Raw genomic sequence first — 15,175 nt, forward strand, 5'->3', positions numbered from 1 at the left:
CAACGGCTACAGTGACAGTCCAGCGCACAGAGGAGTCATCGCCATGCGTGTAGCGCTTTATCAATGTGCCCCACAACCGCTGGATGTCGCCGGCAACCTGCAACGCCTGCAGAAAGTCGCCGTGGAAGCTTCCGGCGCCGACCTGCTGGTGCTGCCGGAGATGTTCTTGAGCGGCTACAACATCGGTGTCGAGGCGGTGGGCGCCCTGGCCGAGGCCCAGGATGGTCCGTCGGCGCAATACATCGCCAATGTCGCCCAGTCGGCGGGCATCGCGATTCTGTATGGCTACCCGGAGCGCGCCGACGATGGCCAGATCTACAACGCCGTGCAACTGATCGACCGCAACGGCCAACGCCTGTGCAATTACCGCAAGACCCACCTGTTCGGCGATCTCGACCGCTCGATGTTCAGCGCAGGTCCAGACGATTTCCCCCTGGTGGAACTCAACGGCTGGAAGCTCGGTTTCCTGATCTGCTACGACATCGAGTTCCCGGAGAACGCCAGGCGCCTGGCGCTGGCCGGGGCCGAGCTGATTCTGGTGCCCACCGCCAACATGCTGCCTTACGACTTCATCGCCGATGTCACCGTGCGTTCGCGCGCCTTCGAAAACCAATGTTATGTGGCCTACGCCAACTACTGCGGCTACGAAGACGAGATCCACTACTGTGGCCAGAGCAGCATCGCCGCCCCCGACGGCCAGCGGATTGCCCTCGCCGGGCTGGACGAAGCCCTGATAACCGGCACGCTGGACCGTCAGTTGATGCTCGATTCCCGCGCCGCCAACCGCTACTTCCATGACCGTCGCCCGGAGCTTTACGACGACCTGAACAAGCGCTGATCCGGGGTTATCCGCTAGCATGGGCGCTTCACTGTTCTGGAAGTGCTCATGCCCGCGCTGAACCACCCTCTGCCTCATCGGGAAACCCTGGCCAACGGCCTGCGGGTTTCACTGCACCACGTCCCTCGATTGAAACGCTGCGCGGCGACCCTGCGGGTCTCGGCCGGCAGTCACGACGTACCGCTGGCCTGGCCCGGGCTGGCGCACTTTCTCGAACACCTGCTGTTTCTCGGCACCGAGCGTTTTCCCGCGCAACAGGGCCTGATGGCCTATGTGCAACGCCACGGCGGCCAGGTGAACGCCAGCACCGGCGAACGCCACACCGACTTCTTCTTCGAACTGCCCCCCGCGGATTTCGTCGGCGGGCTGGAGCGCCTGGCCGACATGCTCACCCACCCGCGCATGAGCCAGGAAGACCAGTTGCGCGAGCGCGAGGTGCTGCACGCGGAGTTCATCGCCTGGTCGCGGGATGCCGCGGCGCAACGGCAATTGGCCTTGCTCGACGGCCTGTCCGCGGAGCATCCCCTGCGGGCGTTCCACGCCGGCAATCGCTACAGCCTCAACGTGCCGCGCCCGGCGTTTCAACAGGCGTTGCAGGCCTTCTATCAGGCTCACTACCACAGCGGACAAATGTCCCTGAGCCTGGCCGGCCCCCAATCCCTGGAAGAACTGAAAGCCCTGGCCCAGGGTTTTGGCGCCGTCCTCGCCGTCGGTAAAGCGCAACCGCAAGCAGCCCCGGTGCCCTTGCTGACATCTGCACAGCAGCATTATCAGCAGCTCGACGGGCGCCACCTGAACCTGCTGTTCGCCTGCGAGCAACTGCCCACGGCCGCCCGTGAAGCGCTGGATTTTCTCTGCACCTGGCTGGCCTGCGGCAAATCCGGCGGGCTGCTGGCCATGCTCAAGGAGCGCAAGCTGGTCGAAGGGTTGAAGGCCGCGCCGCTGTATCAGTTTGCCGGCCAGGCGCTGCTGCATATCCAGTTCGACTTGACCGAGCAAGGCGCCCAACAGCCGGAGCAAGTGAGTGAGTTGTTCTTCGATTGGCTGGCGTTTTTCAGCAGCCAGGACGATTGGCCGGCATTGCGTGATGAATACGCCCTGCTGCAACAGCGCCAACGCCAGGTCGCCAGCGCACTGGCGTTGGCAAGACTGAATAACGAGCAGTTGGAACCGCAGCTGTCCGACCGCGGCGCCACGGCCCTCAAGGCCCTGCTGTCGCAACTTCAAGCCCCGTCGGCAGCCAGCGGCATCGGCTGGCAACTGCCTGCGCCCAATCCGTTCCTGCGCAGCTCGGCGCCAACCGCCCGGGCCGGCCTGATTCGCGGGCAAACCAGCGCCCACCGCGGCTTGCGCACCTTCGCCCAAGACCGCTTGCGGCAGCGTCGCGAATCCTCGGCGGTGACCTTCAGCCAAGCCATCGCCGACGACGCTGGCGAGGCGGCTCTGTACTTGCGCTGGCGTCTGCAAAGCGTGTTGCCGCAGGAACTGCGCAGCCGCTTGCAAAACCACCTGCGCAACCTGCGGGACGACGGACTTCAGGCGGGCGTCGAGCTGTCCCTCGGTGTCTCGGGTAACCAGTGTTTGCTGACGCTGAAGGGTCTTCCCGAACCGATTCCGGCCATGCTCCAGCAGGCTCTGCTGGAACTGAGCGAACCCGGCGCGGCATTCTGGCAGATGCCCCCGGCGACTCCCACGCCGCTGTTGCCGATCCGCCAATTGCTCCAGGAACTGCCCGAGCGCTGCCTGGACATACCCGCCTGCGAGGAACCGCATCCACTGGATGAACAAGGCTGGCAAACGCTGTGGGAAGGCGCCCACTGGGATGGCCTGGCCATCGGCCTGGCCCATGCCCAAAGCGCAATCGGCGCAGCATTGAGCAAAGCCCCAGGCACCGCCGACAGCCAGCTTTCTGCGCCACCCTCGATAGCCGCGCAGCAGCACTGGCATGAGCTCGCAACCGGCTCCGGCGAGCAGGCCCTGCTGCTGTTTTGCCCGGCAGCGGACACCACCCTTCAGCAGGAAGCCAGCTGGCGGCTGCTGGGGCAGCTTGGCCAGATGCCGTTCTATCAGCGCCTGCGGGTCGAGTTGCAACTGGGCTATGCGGTGTTCAGCGGTGTGCGACAGATCAATGGCCAGACCGGCCTGCTGTTCGGCGTGCAGTCGCCCAGTGCCCCACTGAGCGAGATCCTCGAGCATATCCGGGCGTTTCTGGCGCAGTTGCCCGAGTTGATCGCGGCACTGGATGACGCCTCCCTGGACGACTTGAAAGCTAACCTGGCCGCCCAGTTCGATGCCCGTGCATTGCCCGTGGCACAACTGGCCGAGCTGCTCTGGCAGGGCCGACTGGCCGGCCATCCGTCGGATTACCTGGAGCAATTGCAACAGGAAATCATGGCGGCGCCCCGGTCACAGCTGTTGCTCGCGGCCGAACAGTTGCAGCAGGCGCAAGGCGGCTGGCGCTGCCTGGCCAGCGGTGCCTGCCCGGGCGAACCCTGGCAAGCGGGAAAATGATCGTTACCCTGGCTGCAACGAGCTTTCTTCAACAATTGCAGTCATTCCCCGGGGGGAATTTAGTAAGATAGCCCCCTAAGCATCTGAACATCTCCGGTTGGAGGTGGACTATATGTATAGATCTCAACCGTCCCACCCACCTGAAGGAGCACCTCTATGTCCTGGTCCAAACCAACTTACACCGACCTGCGTATCGGCTTTGAAGTCACCATGTACTTCGCCAGCCGTTGATTGCTCGCGCAGTGCAACGCCTCGGCTCGCCGGGGCGTTTTTATTTTCAGCCTTAACCTGATGGAGCGGCCATGTTTGTCCAGATTCTAGGTTCCGCCGCCGGTGGCGGTTTTCCGCAGTGGAACTGCAACTGCGCGAACTGCGCGGGCTTTCGCGACGGCAGCCTGCGGGCAAAGGCTCGCACCCAATCGTCGATCGCCATTTCCGATGACGGCGTGAACTGGGTCCTGTGCAACGCCTCGCCGGACATCCGCGCCCAGCTCCAGGGCTTCGCCCCGATGCAACCGGGCCGCGCCCTGCGCGACACCGGGATCAGCGCAATCATCCTGATGGACAGCCAGATCGACCACACCACCGGCCTGCTCAGCCTGCGCGAAGGCTGCCCGCATCAGGTCTGGTGCACCGACATGGTCCATGAAGACCTCAGCAGCGGTTTCCCGCTGTTCACCATGCTCACCCACTGGAACGGTGGGCTGGACTGGAACCGCATCGAACTCGACCGGAGCTTCACCATCCCGGCCTGCCCGAACCTGCGCTTCAGCCCGCTGCCGCTGCGCAGCGCCGCGCCGCCCTATTCGCCCCATCGCTTCGATCCGCACCCGGGCGATAACATCGGCCTGATCGTCGAAGACCTGCGCACCGGCGGCAAGCTGTTCTACGCCCCTGGACTGGGCAAGGTCGACGCGGCGCTGCTGGAAATCATGAGCGGCAGCGACTGCCTGCTGGTGGATGGCACCCTGTGGGAAGACGACGAGATGCAGCGTCGCGGCGTCGGCACCCGGACCGGGCGGGAAATGGGCCACCTGGCGCAGAACGGCCCCGGCGGCATGCTGGAAGTGCTGGAACAGTTGCCAGAGCAGCGCAAGATTCTTATCCACATCAACAACACCAACCCGATCCTCGACGAGGATTCCGCCGAACGCGCGGAGCTGGCGCGGCGTAACGTTGAAGTGGCTTACGACGGCATGAGTATCGAGCTGTAACCACAGGAGCTATCGCGGGCAAGCCTCGCCCCTACGGACAGCGCTACCTGTAGGAGCGAGGCTTGCCCGCGATGAGGCCCGATGAGGCAACACTATCCACGGTTGTTCCCCGGAGAACCGCAATGACTGACACAGCAATGTCCCCCGCCGAATTCGAGCAAGCCCTGCGGGCCAAGGGCGCCTATTACCACATCCACCACCCATATCATGTGGCGATGTACCAGGGCCGGGCGACCCGCGAGCAGATCCAGGGCTGGGTCGCCAACCGCTTCTACTACCAGGTGAACATCCCGCTCAAGGACGCGGCGATTCTCGCCAACTGCCCGGATCGGGAAATTCGTCGCGAGTGGATTCAGCGCCTGCTGGACCACGACGGCGCCCCCGGCGAAGACGGTGGCATCGAGGCCTGGTTGCGCCTGGGGCAAGCGGTCGGTCTCGACCCGGACCAGCTGCGCTCGCAAGAGCTGGTGCTGCCGGGCGTGCGTTTCGCCGTCGATGCCTACGTCAACTTTGCCCGCCGCGCCAGCTGGCAGGAGGCCGCCAGCAGCTCGCTGACCGAGCTGTTCGCACCGCAGATCCACCAGTCGCGTCTCGACAGCTGGCCCCAGCATTACCCGTGGATCGACCCGGCCGGCTATGAATACTTCCGCACCCGCCTGGGCCAGGCGCGGCGCGATGTCGAGCACGGGCTGGCAATCACTCTGCAGCACTACACTACCCGCGCCGGCCAGGAGCGCATGCTGGAAATTCTCCAGTTCAAACTGGACATCCTTTGGAGCATGCTCGACGCCATGAGCATGGCCTATGAACTCAATCGTCCGCCGTATCACAGCGTCACCACAGAACGGGTCTGGCATAAAGGAATCACCCTATGAGCTTCGATCGCAGCAAGACCCCGACCTGGCGTCCCGGCTACCGCTTCCAGTACGAACCGGCGCAGAAGGGCCATGTACTGCTCTACCCTGAAGGCATGATCAAGCTCAACGAGAGCGCCGCGCTGATCGGCGGGTTGATCGACGGCGAACGGGATGTCGCGGCGATCATCCAGACGCTGCAAGTCCAGTTCCCCGACGTGCCCGAACTCGGTGACGACATCGAGCAATTCATGGAGGTCGCCCGTGCACAGCACTGGATCGAACTTGGCTGATTCGCCAGCGCCGATACCGCCCAAGCCGGAAGTCGGCCTGCCGCTGTGGCTGCTGGCCGAGCTGACCTACCGCTGCCCGCTGCAATGCCCGTACTGCTCCAACCCGCTGGATTTCGCCGAGCAGGGCAAGGAGCTGAGCACCGAGCAGTGGCTCAAGGTATTTCGCGAAGCCCGGGAGATGGGCGCCGCGCAGCTGGGCTTTTCCGGTGGCGAACCGCTGGTGCGCCAAGACCTTGCCGAGCTGATCGGCGAGGCGCGCAAGCTGGGTTTCTACACCAACCTGATCACCTCCGGCATCGGCCTGACCGAGCAGAAGATCAGCGACTTCAAGAAGGCCGGGCTCGACCATATCCAGATCAGTTTCCAGGCCAGCGACGAGCAGGTGAACAACCTCCTGGCCGGCTCGAAAAAAGCCTTCGCCCAGAAGCTGGAAATGGCCCGGGCGGTGAAAGCCCACGGCTACCCGATGGTGCTGAACTTCGTCACCCATCGGCACAACATCGATCGAATCGACCGCATCATCGAACTGTGCATCGCCCTGGAAGCCGACTTCGTCGAGCTCGCCACCTGCCAGTTCTACGGCTGGGCCCAGCTCAACCGCGTCGGCCTGCTGCCGACCAAGGAACAACTGGTGCGCGCCGAACGCATCACCAACGAATACCGCGCCAGGCTGGAAGCCGAAGGGCATCCGTGCAAACTGATTTTCGTCACCCCGGACTACTACGAGGAACGCCCGAAAGCCTGTATGAACGGCTGGGGCAGCATCTTCCTCACGGTCACGCCGGACGGCACCGCCCTGCCCTGCCACGGCGCCCGGCAACTGCCCGTGCAATTCCCCAATGTGTGCGACCACAGCATGCAGCACATCTGGTATGACTCCTTCGGCTTCAACCGCTTCCGTGGTTATGACTGGATGCCCGAGCCCTGCCGCTCCTGCGATGAAAAGGAAAAGGACTTCGGTGGCTGCCGCTGCCAGGCCTTCATGCTCACGGGCGATGCCAGCAATGCCGACCCGGTGTGCAGCAAGTCGCCCCATCACGGCGTGATCCTCAAGGCCCGCAAAGAAGCCGAGCACGCCACTCAGACCATCGAACAACTGGCCTTCCGTAATGAACGAAACTCACGCCTCATCGCCAAAGGCTGAATCCTTCAGCGCCGCCCAAGCCGTCGCCGCCGGCATCGATTTCGCCGAGCTGCGGCTCGGCGCCAACGGCCTGTTCTGGAACGAATACCGTCCCGAAGACGCCGCCTGCCGGATCTGGCACTGGCGCGACAACCAGGCCCGCTGCCTGACGCCACAAGGCTTCAGCGTGCGCAGCCGGGTCTATGAATACGGCGGTGGCGCCTTTTGCCTGAGCGATGACGGGCTGGTGTTCGTCAACGAGGCGGACCAGCAGCTCTACCGACAATCCCTGCAAGGCGAAGCGCCGGTAGCCCTGACCTGCGGCGAGTGCCGTTATGGCGACCTGCAGTTCGCCGCCGGCCAGGTGCTGGCAGTGGAAGAGCACAACAACCGGCATTGCCTGGTGACCATCGACTCCGGTAGCGGAAAACGCCAGCTGCTGGCCGAAGGGGCGGACTTCTACGCGGCTCCCACCTTGAGCCCGGACGGCCAGCGCCTGGCATGGATCGAATGGGATCGACCGCATCAGCCCTGGACCTCGACCCGCCTGATGGTCGCCGAGCGCCTGGCCAACGGCCGCTGGGATGACCCTCGGTGCCTGGCTGGTGATCGCGCGGAAGAGTCACTGCAACAGCCGCGCTTCGATGACAGCGGCCGCCTGTATTGCCTGACCGACCGCGCCGGCTTCTGGCAACCCTGGGGTGAAACCCCTAACGGCCTGCAGGCGCTGCCCTGCGCCGCCGCCGATCACGCCCCGGCGCCCTGGCAATTGGGCTGCTGCACCTGGCTGCCGCTGGGCGGCGACAGCTGGCTGGGTACCTGGACGCAAGCCGGTTTTGGCCGTTTGGGGCTGCGCCTGGCCGAGGGTGAGCAACAGGACTTCAGCGGCGACTACAGCCGCTTCCGCAACCTGGCGCTGGATGAACGGTTTATCTACTGCATCACGGCGTCACCTGTGAGTCCGTCCGCGGTGATCGCCATTGACCGCCAATCGCAGCAGGTCAAGGTCCTGGCTGGCGGCGTGGCGCCCTTGCTGCCCGAGCAGATCAGCCGTCCGCAAACCCTGCGTTACCCCAGCGGCCAGGGCGAGGCCCACGGCTTTTTCTACCCGGCCATGAGCGATGACGACCGGCCTCCGCTGGTGGTGTTCATCCACGGCGGCCCCACGTCGGCCTGTTATCCGATACTCGACCCGCGTATCCAGTACTGGGCGCAACGGGGGTTCGCCGTGGCCGACCTGAACTATCGCGGCAGCACCGGCTATGGTCGCGAGTACCGGCAAGCCCTGCACCTGGGCTGGGGCGAAGTGGATGTGGAGGACGCCTGTGCGGTGGTCGTGTATCTGGCCCGACAAGGCCTGATCGATGGCGGCCGGGCGTTCATCCGCGGTGGCAGCGCCGGCGGCTACACCACCCTTTGCGCCCTGGCCTTCGCCGATGTGTTCCGTGCCGGCGCCAGCCTGTATGGCGTCAGTGACCCCGTGGCCCTGGCGCGAGACACCCACAAGTTCGAAGGCGACTACCTGGACTGGCTGATCGGCGACCCCGAACAGGATGCCGAACGCTATAAGGCCCGCACCCCGCTGTTGCATGCCGGCAATATCCGCGTGCCGGTGGTTTTCTTCCAGGGTGAACTCGATGCCGTGGTAGTGCCCCAGCAGACCCGGGACATGCTCAAGGCGTTACAAGACAACGGCATTGCGGCCGAAGCGCACTATTACCCGGACGAGCGCCACGGTTTTCGCAAGGCCGCCAATCAGGCTCACGCCCTGGAACAGGAATGGCTGTTTTATCGGCAGGTAATGGAACAGACGGACGCACCGGAATAATCGCCGTCCAAGGGGAACCAGCCCGCTCCTCTGCGGAGCGGGCGCCAGGCTCAGCGCTTGGCGATGATGTACACCGCATGCACGATGCCCGGGATGTAGCCGCACAGGGTCAGCAGGATATTCAGCCAGAACGCGCCGCCGAACCCCACTTGCAGGAACACGCCCAATGGCGGCAACAGAATGGCGATGATGATGCGGATAAAGTCCATGGGGCAGCTCCAGATAGTAATCGACTCGTACGAGCCTCACCGCTAATCGACCCATGGCGTTCGGCAGGGTTCAATCGATTCTGGCCAAGGGCCAGTTTTTATCCCCAGGCCGGGCGGTGTTTCAGTGCCGGCTCACGCCAGTATTTCAAGGCCGTGCTTCTGCACGATGCTCAGCAGTTTCAACGCCATGCCGCTCGGGTGCTTCTCGCCAGATTCCCACTGCTTCACCGTGGACGCGCTGGTGTTCAGGTAGCGGGCAAAGACCGGCTGGCTGACGTTACTACGCTCGCGCAGCAGCTTGATCTGCTCCGCGGGAATATTCGCCGGTACTGGCGCGATACACGCCTCATCGAACTGGCGCATGGTGGTTTTGCCAATGGCACCGATGGCGTGCAGGGCACTGGCCGACTCGTGTATCGATTCAAGGGCTTCAGTCTTGAATGGCTTGCTCATGTCTGATCTCCACAAACGCTTTCATCTCGAGTAGCTGTTGGACCTGCCAGCCATCCAGCCCTTCGTAGGCCTTGGCCAGCGCGCGGAATGCCTGCAGTTCCTGGTGGCTGATATTGCTCTGGTCCTGCTTGGCGAACAGGAACTGGAACACCCAGTAACGCCGGCCCCTGGCCAGGACGATCGAACGATGGCGGTTGGCGTTCAGGCGTTTTTTCCAGACCCCGCCACCCAAGTCATCAGCCTGGCCTTTGTATAACTCACTGAATGCGGCCAGCAACTGGTCGTCATGGATCAAGGCTTTTTTAGCCGCAACAGCAAAACCTTTGGTTTTGAACAACCTGATTGTCATGGCTTCCCTTCCCAAAAACATACCACCCAGTGGTATATGTATTCAACCCAAGCTGCCCGGTGGTCTTGCGCCCCAGCAGCCCCACCGTCCTGGTGGATGAGCCTAAGGAACCTTGCCTGGATGATGGCCTTCAAGGCCTGATGGCGGTTTTGCAAAAGCCCGAGACAAAAAAACGCCCCGTGCGAAAGATCGGACACGGGGCGATGCGTTATACCGCGAGACGGTTCGGGAATTTCTGTCAGTGCAAGATCGGGTGTGGCGGGACCAAGCCAGGCCTCAAACCACCAGCCCCTTGCGGCATTGCAGCTGCGCGGTGCGTACTCGCGAAAAGGCCCGCGCCAGGCGCAGCAGCATTTCGTCGATGTTGGCCTTGCTCACCGTCAACGCCGGGGTAAAGCGCAGGCAGTCCGGTTGGGTTGCGGCCAGCAACAGACCTTCGTAACGGGCCGCCTTGACCACGGCCTCGGCCGAGTCGTCGGCCAGGCTCAGCCCCCAGAACAATCCCTGCCCACGCAGTTCTCCCTGGGCATAACGATTCGCCAGGCGGGCCAGCCCTTCGCGCAAGTACTGACCGTTGTCCCGCACATGCTCGAGAAAGCTGTTGTCCAGTACGCTATCGAGCACCGTCAGGCCCGCGGCGGTCATCAGCGCATTACCGTGATGGGTGCCGTTCAGCTCACCCACCTCGAAGCAACAGGCCTTGCCACGCGCCAGCAAGGCCGCCAAGGGCACGCCACCACCGAGGCCTTTGCCCAGGGCCACGATGTCGGCGCGCACGCCATAGACTTGTTCGGCCAGCAAGGTGCCGCAGCGGCCGATGCCGGTTTGCACTTCATCCAGGATCAGCAGGATGCCCAGCTCGCGGCACAGGCGTTCGACCCCCTTGAGGTAATGCTCGGTCGCCGGAATCACCCCGGCCTCGCCCTGGATCGGCTCGAGCATGATCGCCACGGTCTGCGCATCCACCGCGGCATGCAAGGCTGGCAGGTCATTGAAGGGAACATGACTGAAACCCGACAGCTGTGGCTCGAAGCGATTGGCGATATGGGTGCTTGCCGACGCCGACATTGCCGCGAAGCTGCGACCATGACAGCTGCCGCTGGCAGTGATGATCTTCGCGGCCCCACCGCGGTGCAGCTGGCCCCATTTGCGGGCCAGCTTGATCGCCGCTTCGCAGGCTTCGCTGCCACTGCTCAGCAGATAGGCCTGGTCGCTGCCGGTGCTGCGGCACAAGCGCTCGCTGAGGTTGAGCATGCCGCGGTTGTAAAAGCCCGAGCCGGGGTTGATCAGTGACTGGGCTTGGGCCGTCAGTGCCTTGACCAGCGCCGAGGGACTATGGCCAAGGCTGTTGGCGGCGTTGCCCTGGACGAAGTCGAGGTAGGCGCGGTCATCGCTGTCCCACAGCCATGAGCCCTGGCCACGTACAAACACTGGGTGGGGTCGCTGGACGCTGGGCATCAGGCACTCACTGGAAAGGTTGTGGCTCATCGGCGACAGGCAGGGCTCGACCGCCAGATCATCAAGGCTCGGCTGAGGGCGGCGCAGGCTGAACAGGTTCATGCGCTCAACCCCTCCAGCGGCAGGCCCAGCAGGCGCGCGGACCAATCCTCGATCAGGCCGGTGCGCATGCGCTTGATCGCGATGTCGCGCCAACGCGACGCCAGTGCCGGACAGTCCACCAGTTTCTTCAAGCCCGCATGCTCCAGAGGTTCTCGATAAAAACAACGCAGGGCCCAGGCCACGGTCAACCCCGGGTAACTGCGCTGGATCAGCTCGAAGGGCTGATCGGCACTGACGAAACCGGGTTTGAGCACCCGGTAGAACCAGCCGCAGCGACCATTGCTTTGCGCCTGTTGCGGCAGGTCGGGGATGCCCCAGCGGTGGCTCAGGCGATAACAGGGCGAACGCGGCTGGCTGACCTGCAGCAGCGCGCCGCCCCAGCGGAACATATCGCCGAGGCAGACCTGTTCCTCGGTCAGGCCGTGGGTAGACAGGTTTTCGCCAAAGGCCGGGGCACACCAGTCGATCTGTGGATAACGCTTGCGCCAGTAGCTGTAGTGTTCGGCGGGGTAATGGTGCAGCGCCCGCTCCGGGCCGGTATGAAAGCGCGGGTCGCCGTGTTCGTCGCTGCCCAGGCCCTGCGGCCATAACCAGAGTCGGTTTGCAACCGGACGTTTGTCCGTATCACTGATCAAACCCTGTCCGAGGTTTTTTGCCTTGCCTATGTAAACACCATCCACGTAAACGGTATTCATCTCGCCTTCTGGCCCTGTAAGCCCTGTGAATAGGGGTTAGACTAGGCTTCTGCGGCCTATCGGGCCATTTCGATTTTCCAGCTTTTTCGATAAGCAGAACTTATGGATTTTAAACAACTGCGTTATTTCGTCGCGGTGTATGAAGAAGGTCACGTGGGACGAGCCGCCGAACGCCTGTCGATCTCCCAACCCGCGCTCTCGCAACAGATCCGTCAGCTGGAACAGAACCTCGATGTCAGCCTGTTCGAGCGCAGCAGCAAGCGCCTGTTGCCGACGCTGGCGGCCCATACCCTGTACAACCATGCCCTGCCCTTGCTCGACGGCATGCAACGGGCTCGTGAAGCCCTGGGCAACTTCAAGGGCCACGCCCTGCGCACGCTGGCGATCGGCGTACTGCAAACCGTGCACAGCAGCCTGGTGCCGCAAATGCTTGAGCGGGTGCGCAAGGCCCAGCCGCATCTGGTGGTGCAGATCTACGAACTGACCGGCCTGGAAATCGAACGGCGCCTGCTCAATGGCTCATTGGATATCGGCATCAGTTATCTGCCGCCGCGCCAGCCAGGGTTGCATGGCGTACAGCTCTACGAAGACGAGTTGACCCTGGTGATTCCTGCCGAACATCCCCTGCGCGAATTCAAGAAGGTCTCCATGAGCCAGGCCGCGGAGCTGCCCATGCTGTTGTTGGGCGAGGAGTTCCAGATACGCCAGATCTGGCAGGCGCAACTGGCCAACCTCGGACGCCGGCCGCAGGTACAGGCGGAGCTGAACAATATGGCGGGGATTCTCGACAGCTTGCCCAACACCCGCCTGGCGACGGTCCTGCCGGGGCGCTCGCGGCAGACCCACAGCCATACGGACCTGTTATGGAAACCGCTGAGCGAACCGAGGGTGCCGTTGAAAGTGGGGCTGGTATGTCGTGATGTGCAGCGTCAGCAGGCAACCCTGGAATTGCTGCGAACCTTGCTGGAAGAAGAGATGAGCGGTCCGGAAGGACGGATGACAGGCCCGGTGACGCTGGAAGGGCTGGGTTGAAGCAGCGCAGATAAAAAACGCGGGCAAAAGAAAACCCCGCCGAAGCGGGGCTTTGCAGACTGTTTCCCTGACATCCTTTTCACTCCACCATCCTGGCGGAATCCTACGTGTCCGTGTTATTGCTTTGCGCTTCCTGCGCGACGTCCATGTGAAATAGATTAGCTCTGGATCCAATCTGCCGATATGGGTGATTAGCAGCACGTCATGTAAGAGAATGCTTACATGACATGCCCATGCTCAGAACTGCGCCGCATCCAGCAGGAACAGTGATTCGCTACCTGCCTTCACCGATGCGCTCAGCGAGTGGATACGCGGCAGCAGACGGGCGAAGTAGAAGCGCGCGGTACCCAGCTTGCTGGCGTAGAAATCGTCTTGCGACTCCTTGCCCTGGGCCGCTTTTGCCATCAACGCCCACATGTAGGCGTACGCCGTGTATCCGAATGCTTGCAGGTATTCGACCGAGGCCGCGCCGATTTCGTTCGGATTGGTCTTGGCCCGGTCCAGCAGCCAGGCAGTCAGTTCGTCCAGGTTATCCAGTGCGTCGTTCAACGGCTTGGTGAACTCGGCCAGATCGGCGCTGGCGGTCGCGGTGAAATGGCGAATCTCGTCAGCGAACAGCTTGTAGAACGCCCCGCCGCTGCCGACGATCTTACGCCCGACCAGGTCCAGCGCCTGGATGCCATTGGTGCCTTCATAAATCTGCGTAATGCGCACATCGCGCACCAGCTGCTCCTGGCCCCATTCACGGATGTAGCCGTGGCCGCCGAAAACCTGCTGGCCGTGAATCGTGGTTTCCAACCCCAGGTCGGTGAGGAAGGCCTTGGCCACCGGCGTCAGCAGGGCCACCAGATCTTCCGCGCGCTTACGCACCAGCGCATCTTCGCTGAACTTCGCGGTATCCAGTTGCATCGCCACATAGGTGGAGAACGCGCGGCCGCCTTCGTTCGCGGCTTTCATGGTCAACAGCATGCGACGCACATCCGGGTGCACGATGATCGGGTCAGCGACCTTGTCCTTGGCTTGCGGGCCAGTCGGCGAACGGCTTTGCAGGCGATCGCGGGCGTATTCCACGGCGTTCTGATAGGAACGCTCGCCCGAGGCCAGGCCTTGGATACCGACGCCCAGACGCTCGTAGTTCATCATGGTGAACATTGCCGCCAGGCCCTTGTTCGGCTCGCCGACGATGTAACCGACGGCTTCGTCGAAGTTCATCACGCAGGTCGCCGAGGCCTGGATGCCCATCTTGTGTTCGATCGAACCGCAGTTGGCCGGGTTGCGCGCCCCCAGGCTGCCGTCGGCGTTGACCAGGAACTTCGGCACCAGGAACAACGAAATGCCCTTCGGCCCCGCCGGTGCGTCCGGCAGCTTGGCCAGCACCAGGTGGATGATGTTCTCGGTCAGGTCGTGCTCACCGCCGGTAATGAAGATCTTGGTGCCGCTGACCTTGTAGGAGCCGTCGGCCTGCGGCTCGGCCTTGGTGCGAATGATGCCCAGGTCGGTACCGGCATGCGGCTCGGTGAGGCACATGGAGCCGGCCCAGACGCCTGCATACATGTTCGGCAGGTAGGCCGCCTTCAATTCTTCGCTGGCGTGGGCATTGATCGACAGGCAGGCGCCTGCGGTCAGCATCGGGTACAGACCAAACGACAGGCTGGCCGAGTTGACCATTTCCTCGACCTGGGCCGATACCGCCTTGGGCATGCCCATGCCGCCGTAGGCTGGATCGCCGCCGACGCCGACCCAGCCGCCTTCGGCGTAAGTCTGATAGGCCTGTGGAAAACCTGCTGGCGTAGTCACCGCGCCGTCGCTCCAATGACAGCCCTCTTCATCGGCGCCGCGGCTCAGCGGGGCGATACTTTTGCCGGTGACTTTGCCGGCTTCCTCAAGAATCGCTTCGACGGTTTCAGCGTCGACGGTGTCGGCCAGAGCAGGCAGTTCGGCCCAGAGTTTGGCGACCTCGAAAACTTCATTGAGGACGAAGCGCATATCGCGCAGGGGCGCTTTGTAGTCAGCCATGGCAAACCTCGCAAGATCTAAACAAGTGGACCCGAACGGCCCCAGTTACGAAAGCTCGAGTGTACCCGAACAACTTTTGCGACACATAGGGTCAACTCATGACTTTAATGTAATTTTTAGTCACCAAAGATCGCGAGCAAACTCACTCCTGCAAATATCTGCAGGAGCAGGCTTGCCCGCAATGGACGATTACATGAAAA

General features: G+C 62.9%; 15 protein-coding genes. 9 read left to right on the forward strand and 6 right to left on the reverse strand.

Annotated elements, in window-relative coordinates; translation table 11 throughout:
- The first annotated feature begins 43 nt into the window (after positions 1 to 43).
- From CXQ81_RS30035 to CXQ81_RS30070, 8 genes are all read left to right on the forward strand, one after another.
- Positions 44 to 838 carry a carbon-nitrogen hydrolase family protein gene (locus tag CXQ81_RS30035; RefSeq protein ID WP_101339287.1) on the forward strand — a complete coding sequence of 265 codons (795 nt, stop codon included), beginning with the start codon at positions 44 to 46 and terminating at the stop codon, positions 836 to 838.
- Between the two features lie 48 nt (positions 839 to 886).
- Positions 887 to 3,349, forward strand: a complete 2,463-nt coding sequence (gene pqqF / locus CXQ81_RS30040; RefSeq protein ID WP_101339288.1) for a pyrroloquinoline quinone biosynthesis protein PqqF — start codon at positions 887 to 889, stop codon at positions 3,347 to 3,349.
- Positions 3,350 to 3,505: 156 nt separating this feature from the next.
- Positions 3,506 to 3,580 (forward strand): pyrroloquinoline quinone precursor peptide PqqA, encoded by a 75-nt coding sequence (gene pqqA, locus CXQ81_RS30045; protein ID WP_101339494.1) that lies wholly within the window; start codon positions 3,506 to 3,508, stop codon positions 3,578 to 3,580.
- Positions 3,581 to 3,651: 71 nt separating this feature from the next.
- Positions 3,652 to 4,563 carry a pyrroloquinoline quinone biosynthesis protein PqqB gene (gene pqqB / locus CXQ81_RS30050; RefSeq protein WP_053262888.1) on the forward strand — a complete coding sequence of 304 codons (912 nt, stop codon included), beginning with the start codon at positions 3,652 to 3,654 and terminating at the stop codon, positions 4,561 to 4,563.
- Between the two features lie 122 nt (positions 4,564 to 4,685).
- Positions 4,686 to 5,438 carry a pyrroloquinoline-quinone synthase PqqC gene (gene pqqC, locus CXQ81_RS30055; protein WP_007926092.1) on the forward strand — a complete coding sequence of 251 codons (753 nt, stop codon included), beginning with the start codon at positions 4,686 to 4,688 and terminating at the stop codon, positions 5,436 to 5,438.
- The gene (pqqD, locus tag CXQ81_RS30060; protein ID WP_007926090.1) at positions 5,435 to 5,710 is read left to right on the forward strand and encodes a pyrroloquinoline quinone biosynthesis peptide chaperone PqqD; all 276 of its coding nucleotides are present in this window, start codon (positions 5,435 to 5,437) and stop codon (positions 5,708 to 5,710) included. Before pqqC ends, pqqD begins: the two co-directional genes overlap by 4 nt.
- The gene (gene pqqE / locus CXQ81_RS30065; protein WP_101339289.1) at positions 5,682 to 6,854 is read left to right on the forward strand and encodes a pyrroloquinoline quinone biosynthesis protein PqqE; all 1,173 of its coding nucleotides are present in this window, start codon (positions 5,682 to 5,684) and stop codon (positions 6,852 to 6,854) included. Before pqqD ends, pqqE begins: the two co-directional genes overlap by 29 nt.
- Complete coding sequence (locus CXQ81_RS30070; RefSeq protein ID WP_101339290.1) at positions 6,820 to 8,661, forward strand: S9 family peptidase; 1,842 nt, start codon at positions 6,820 to 6,822, stop codon at positions 8,659 to 8,661. Before pqqE ends, CXQ81_RS30070 begins: the two co-directional genes overlap by 35 nt.
- 50 nt (positions 8,662 to 8,711) lie before the next feature.
- Here CXQ81_RS30070 and CXQ81_RS30075 read toward each other — a convergent pair whose 3' ends face one another.
- The 5 genes from CXQ81_RS30075 to CXQ81_RS30095 all read right to left on the reverse strand — a co-directional run bounded on the left by CXQ81_RS30075 (position 8,712) and on the right by CXQ81_RS30095 (position 11,927).
- Complete coding sequence (locus CXQ81_RS30075; protein ID WP_003228885.1) at positions 8,712 to 8,870, reverse strand: YqaE/Pmp3 family membrane protein; 159 nt, start codon at positions 8,868 to 8,870, stop codon at positions 8,712 to 8,714.
- A gap of 132 nt (positions 8,871 to 9,002) precedes the next feature.
- The gene (locus CXQ81_RS30080; protein ID WP_007926083.1) at positions 9,003 to 9,323 is read right to left on the reverse strand and encodes a DNA-binding transcriptional regulator; all 321 of its coding nucleotides are present in this window, start codon (positions 9,321 to 9,323) and stop codon (positions 9,003 to 9,005) included.
- The gene (locus CXQ81_RS30085) at positions 9,301 to 9,672 is read right to left on the reverse strand and encodes a type II toxin-antitoxin system RelE/ParE family toxin (RefSeq protein ID WP_101339291.1); all 372 of its coding nucleotides are present in this window, start codon (positions 9,670 to 9,672) and stop codon (positions 9,301 to 9,303) included. Before CXQ81_RS30085 ends, CXQ81_RS30080 begins: the two co-directional genes overlap by 23 nt.
- 276 nt (positions 9,673 to 9,948) lie before the next feature.
- The gene (locus tag CXQ81_RS30090) at positions 9,949 to 11,232 is read right to left on the reverse strand and encodes an aspartate aminotransferase family protein (RefSeq protein WP_101339292.1); all 1,284 of its coding nucleotides are present in this window, start codon (positions 11,230 to 11,232) and stop codon (positions 9,949 to 9,951) included.
- Positions 11,229 to 11,927, reverse strand: coding sequence for an MOSC domain-containing protein (locus tag CXQ81_RS30095; RefSeq protein ID WP_101339293.1), 699 nt, complete (start codon positions 11,925 to 11,927; stop codon positions 11,229 to 11,231). Before CXQ81_RS30095 ends, CXQ81_RS30090 begins: the two co-directional genes overlap by 4 nt.
- Before the next feature lie 102 nt (positions 11,928 to 12,029).
- On the opposite strand from CXQ81_RS30095, the gene CXQ81_RS30100 reads away from it, so the two are divergent.
- Positions 12,030 to 12,959, forward strand: a complete 930-nt coding sequence (locus tag CXQ81_RS30100; protein ID WP_101339294.1) for a LysR family transcriptional regulator — start codon at positions 12,030 to 12,032, stop codon at positions 12,957 to 12,959.
- Positions 12,960 to 13,196: 237 nt separating this feature from the next.
- Here CXQ81_RS30100 and CXQ81_RS30105 read toward each other — a convergent pair whose 3' ends face one another.
- Complete coding sequence (locus CXQ81_RS30105) at positions 13,197 to 14,975, reverse strand: acyl-CoA dehydrogenase C-terminal domain-containing protein (RefSeq protein ID WP_007926073.1); 1,779 nt, start codon at positions 14,973 to 14,975, stop codon at positions 13,197 to 13,199.
- Positions 14,976 to 15,175: the final 200 nt, after the last annotated feature.

It is taken from the genome of Pseudomonas sp. 09C 129 (genome assembly GCF_002843625.1).
In the GTDB taxonomy this organism is placed as follows: Bacteria; Pseudomonadota; Gammaproteobacteria; order Pseudomonadales; family Pseudomonadaceae; genus Aquipseudomonas; species Aquipseudomonas chlororaphis.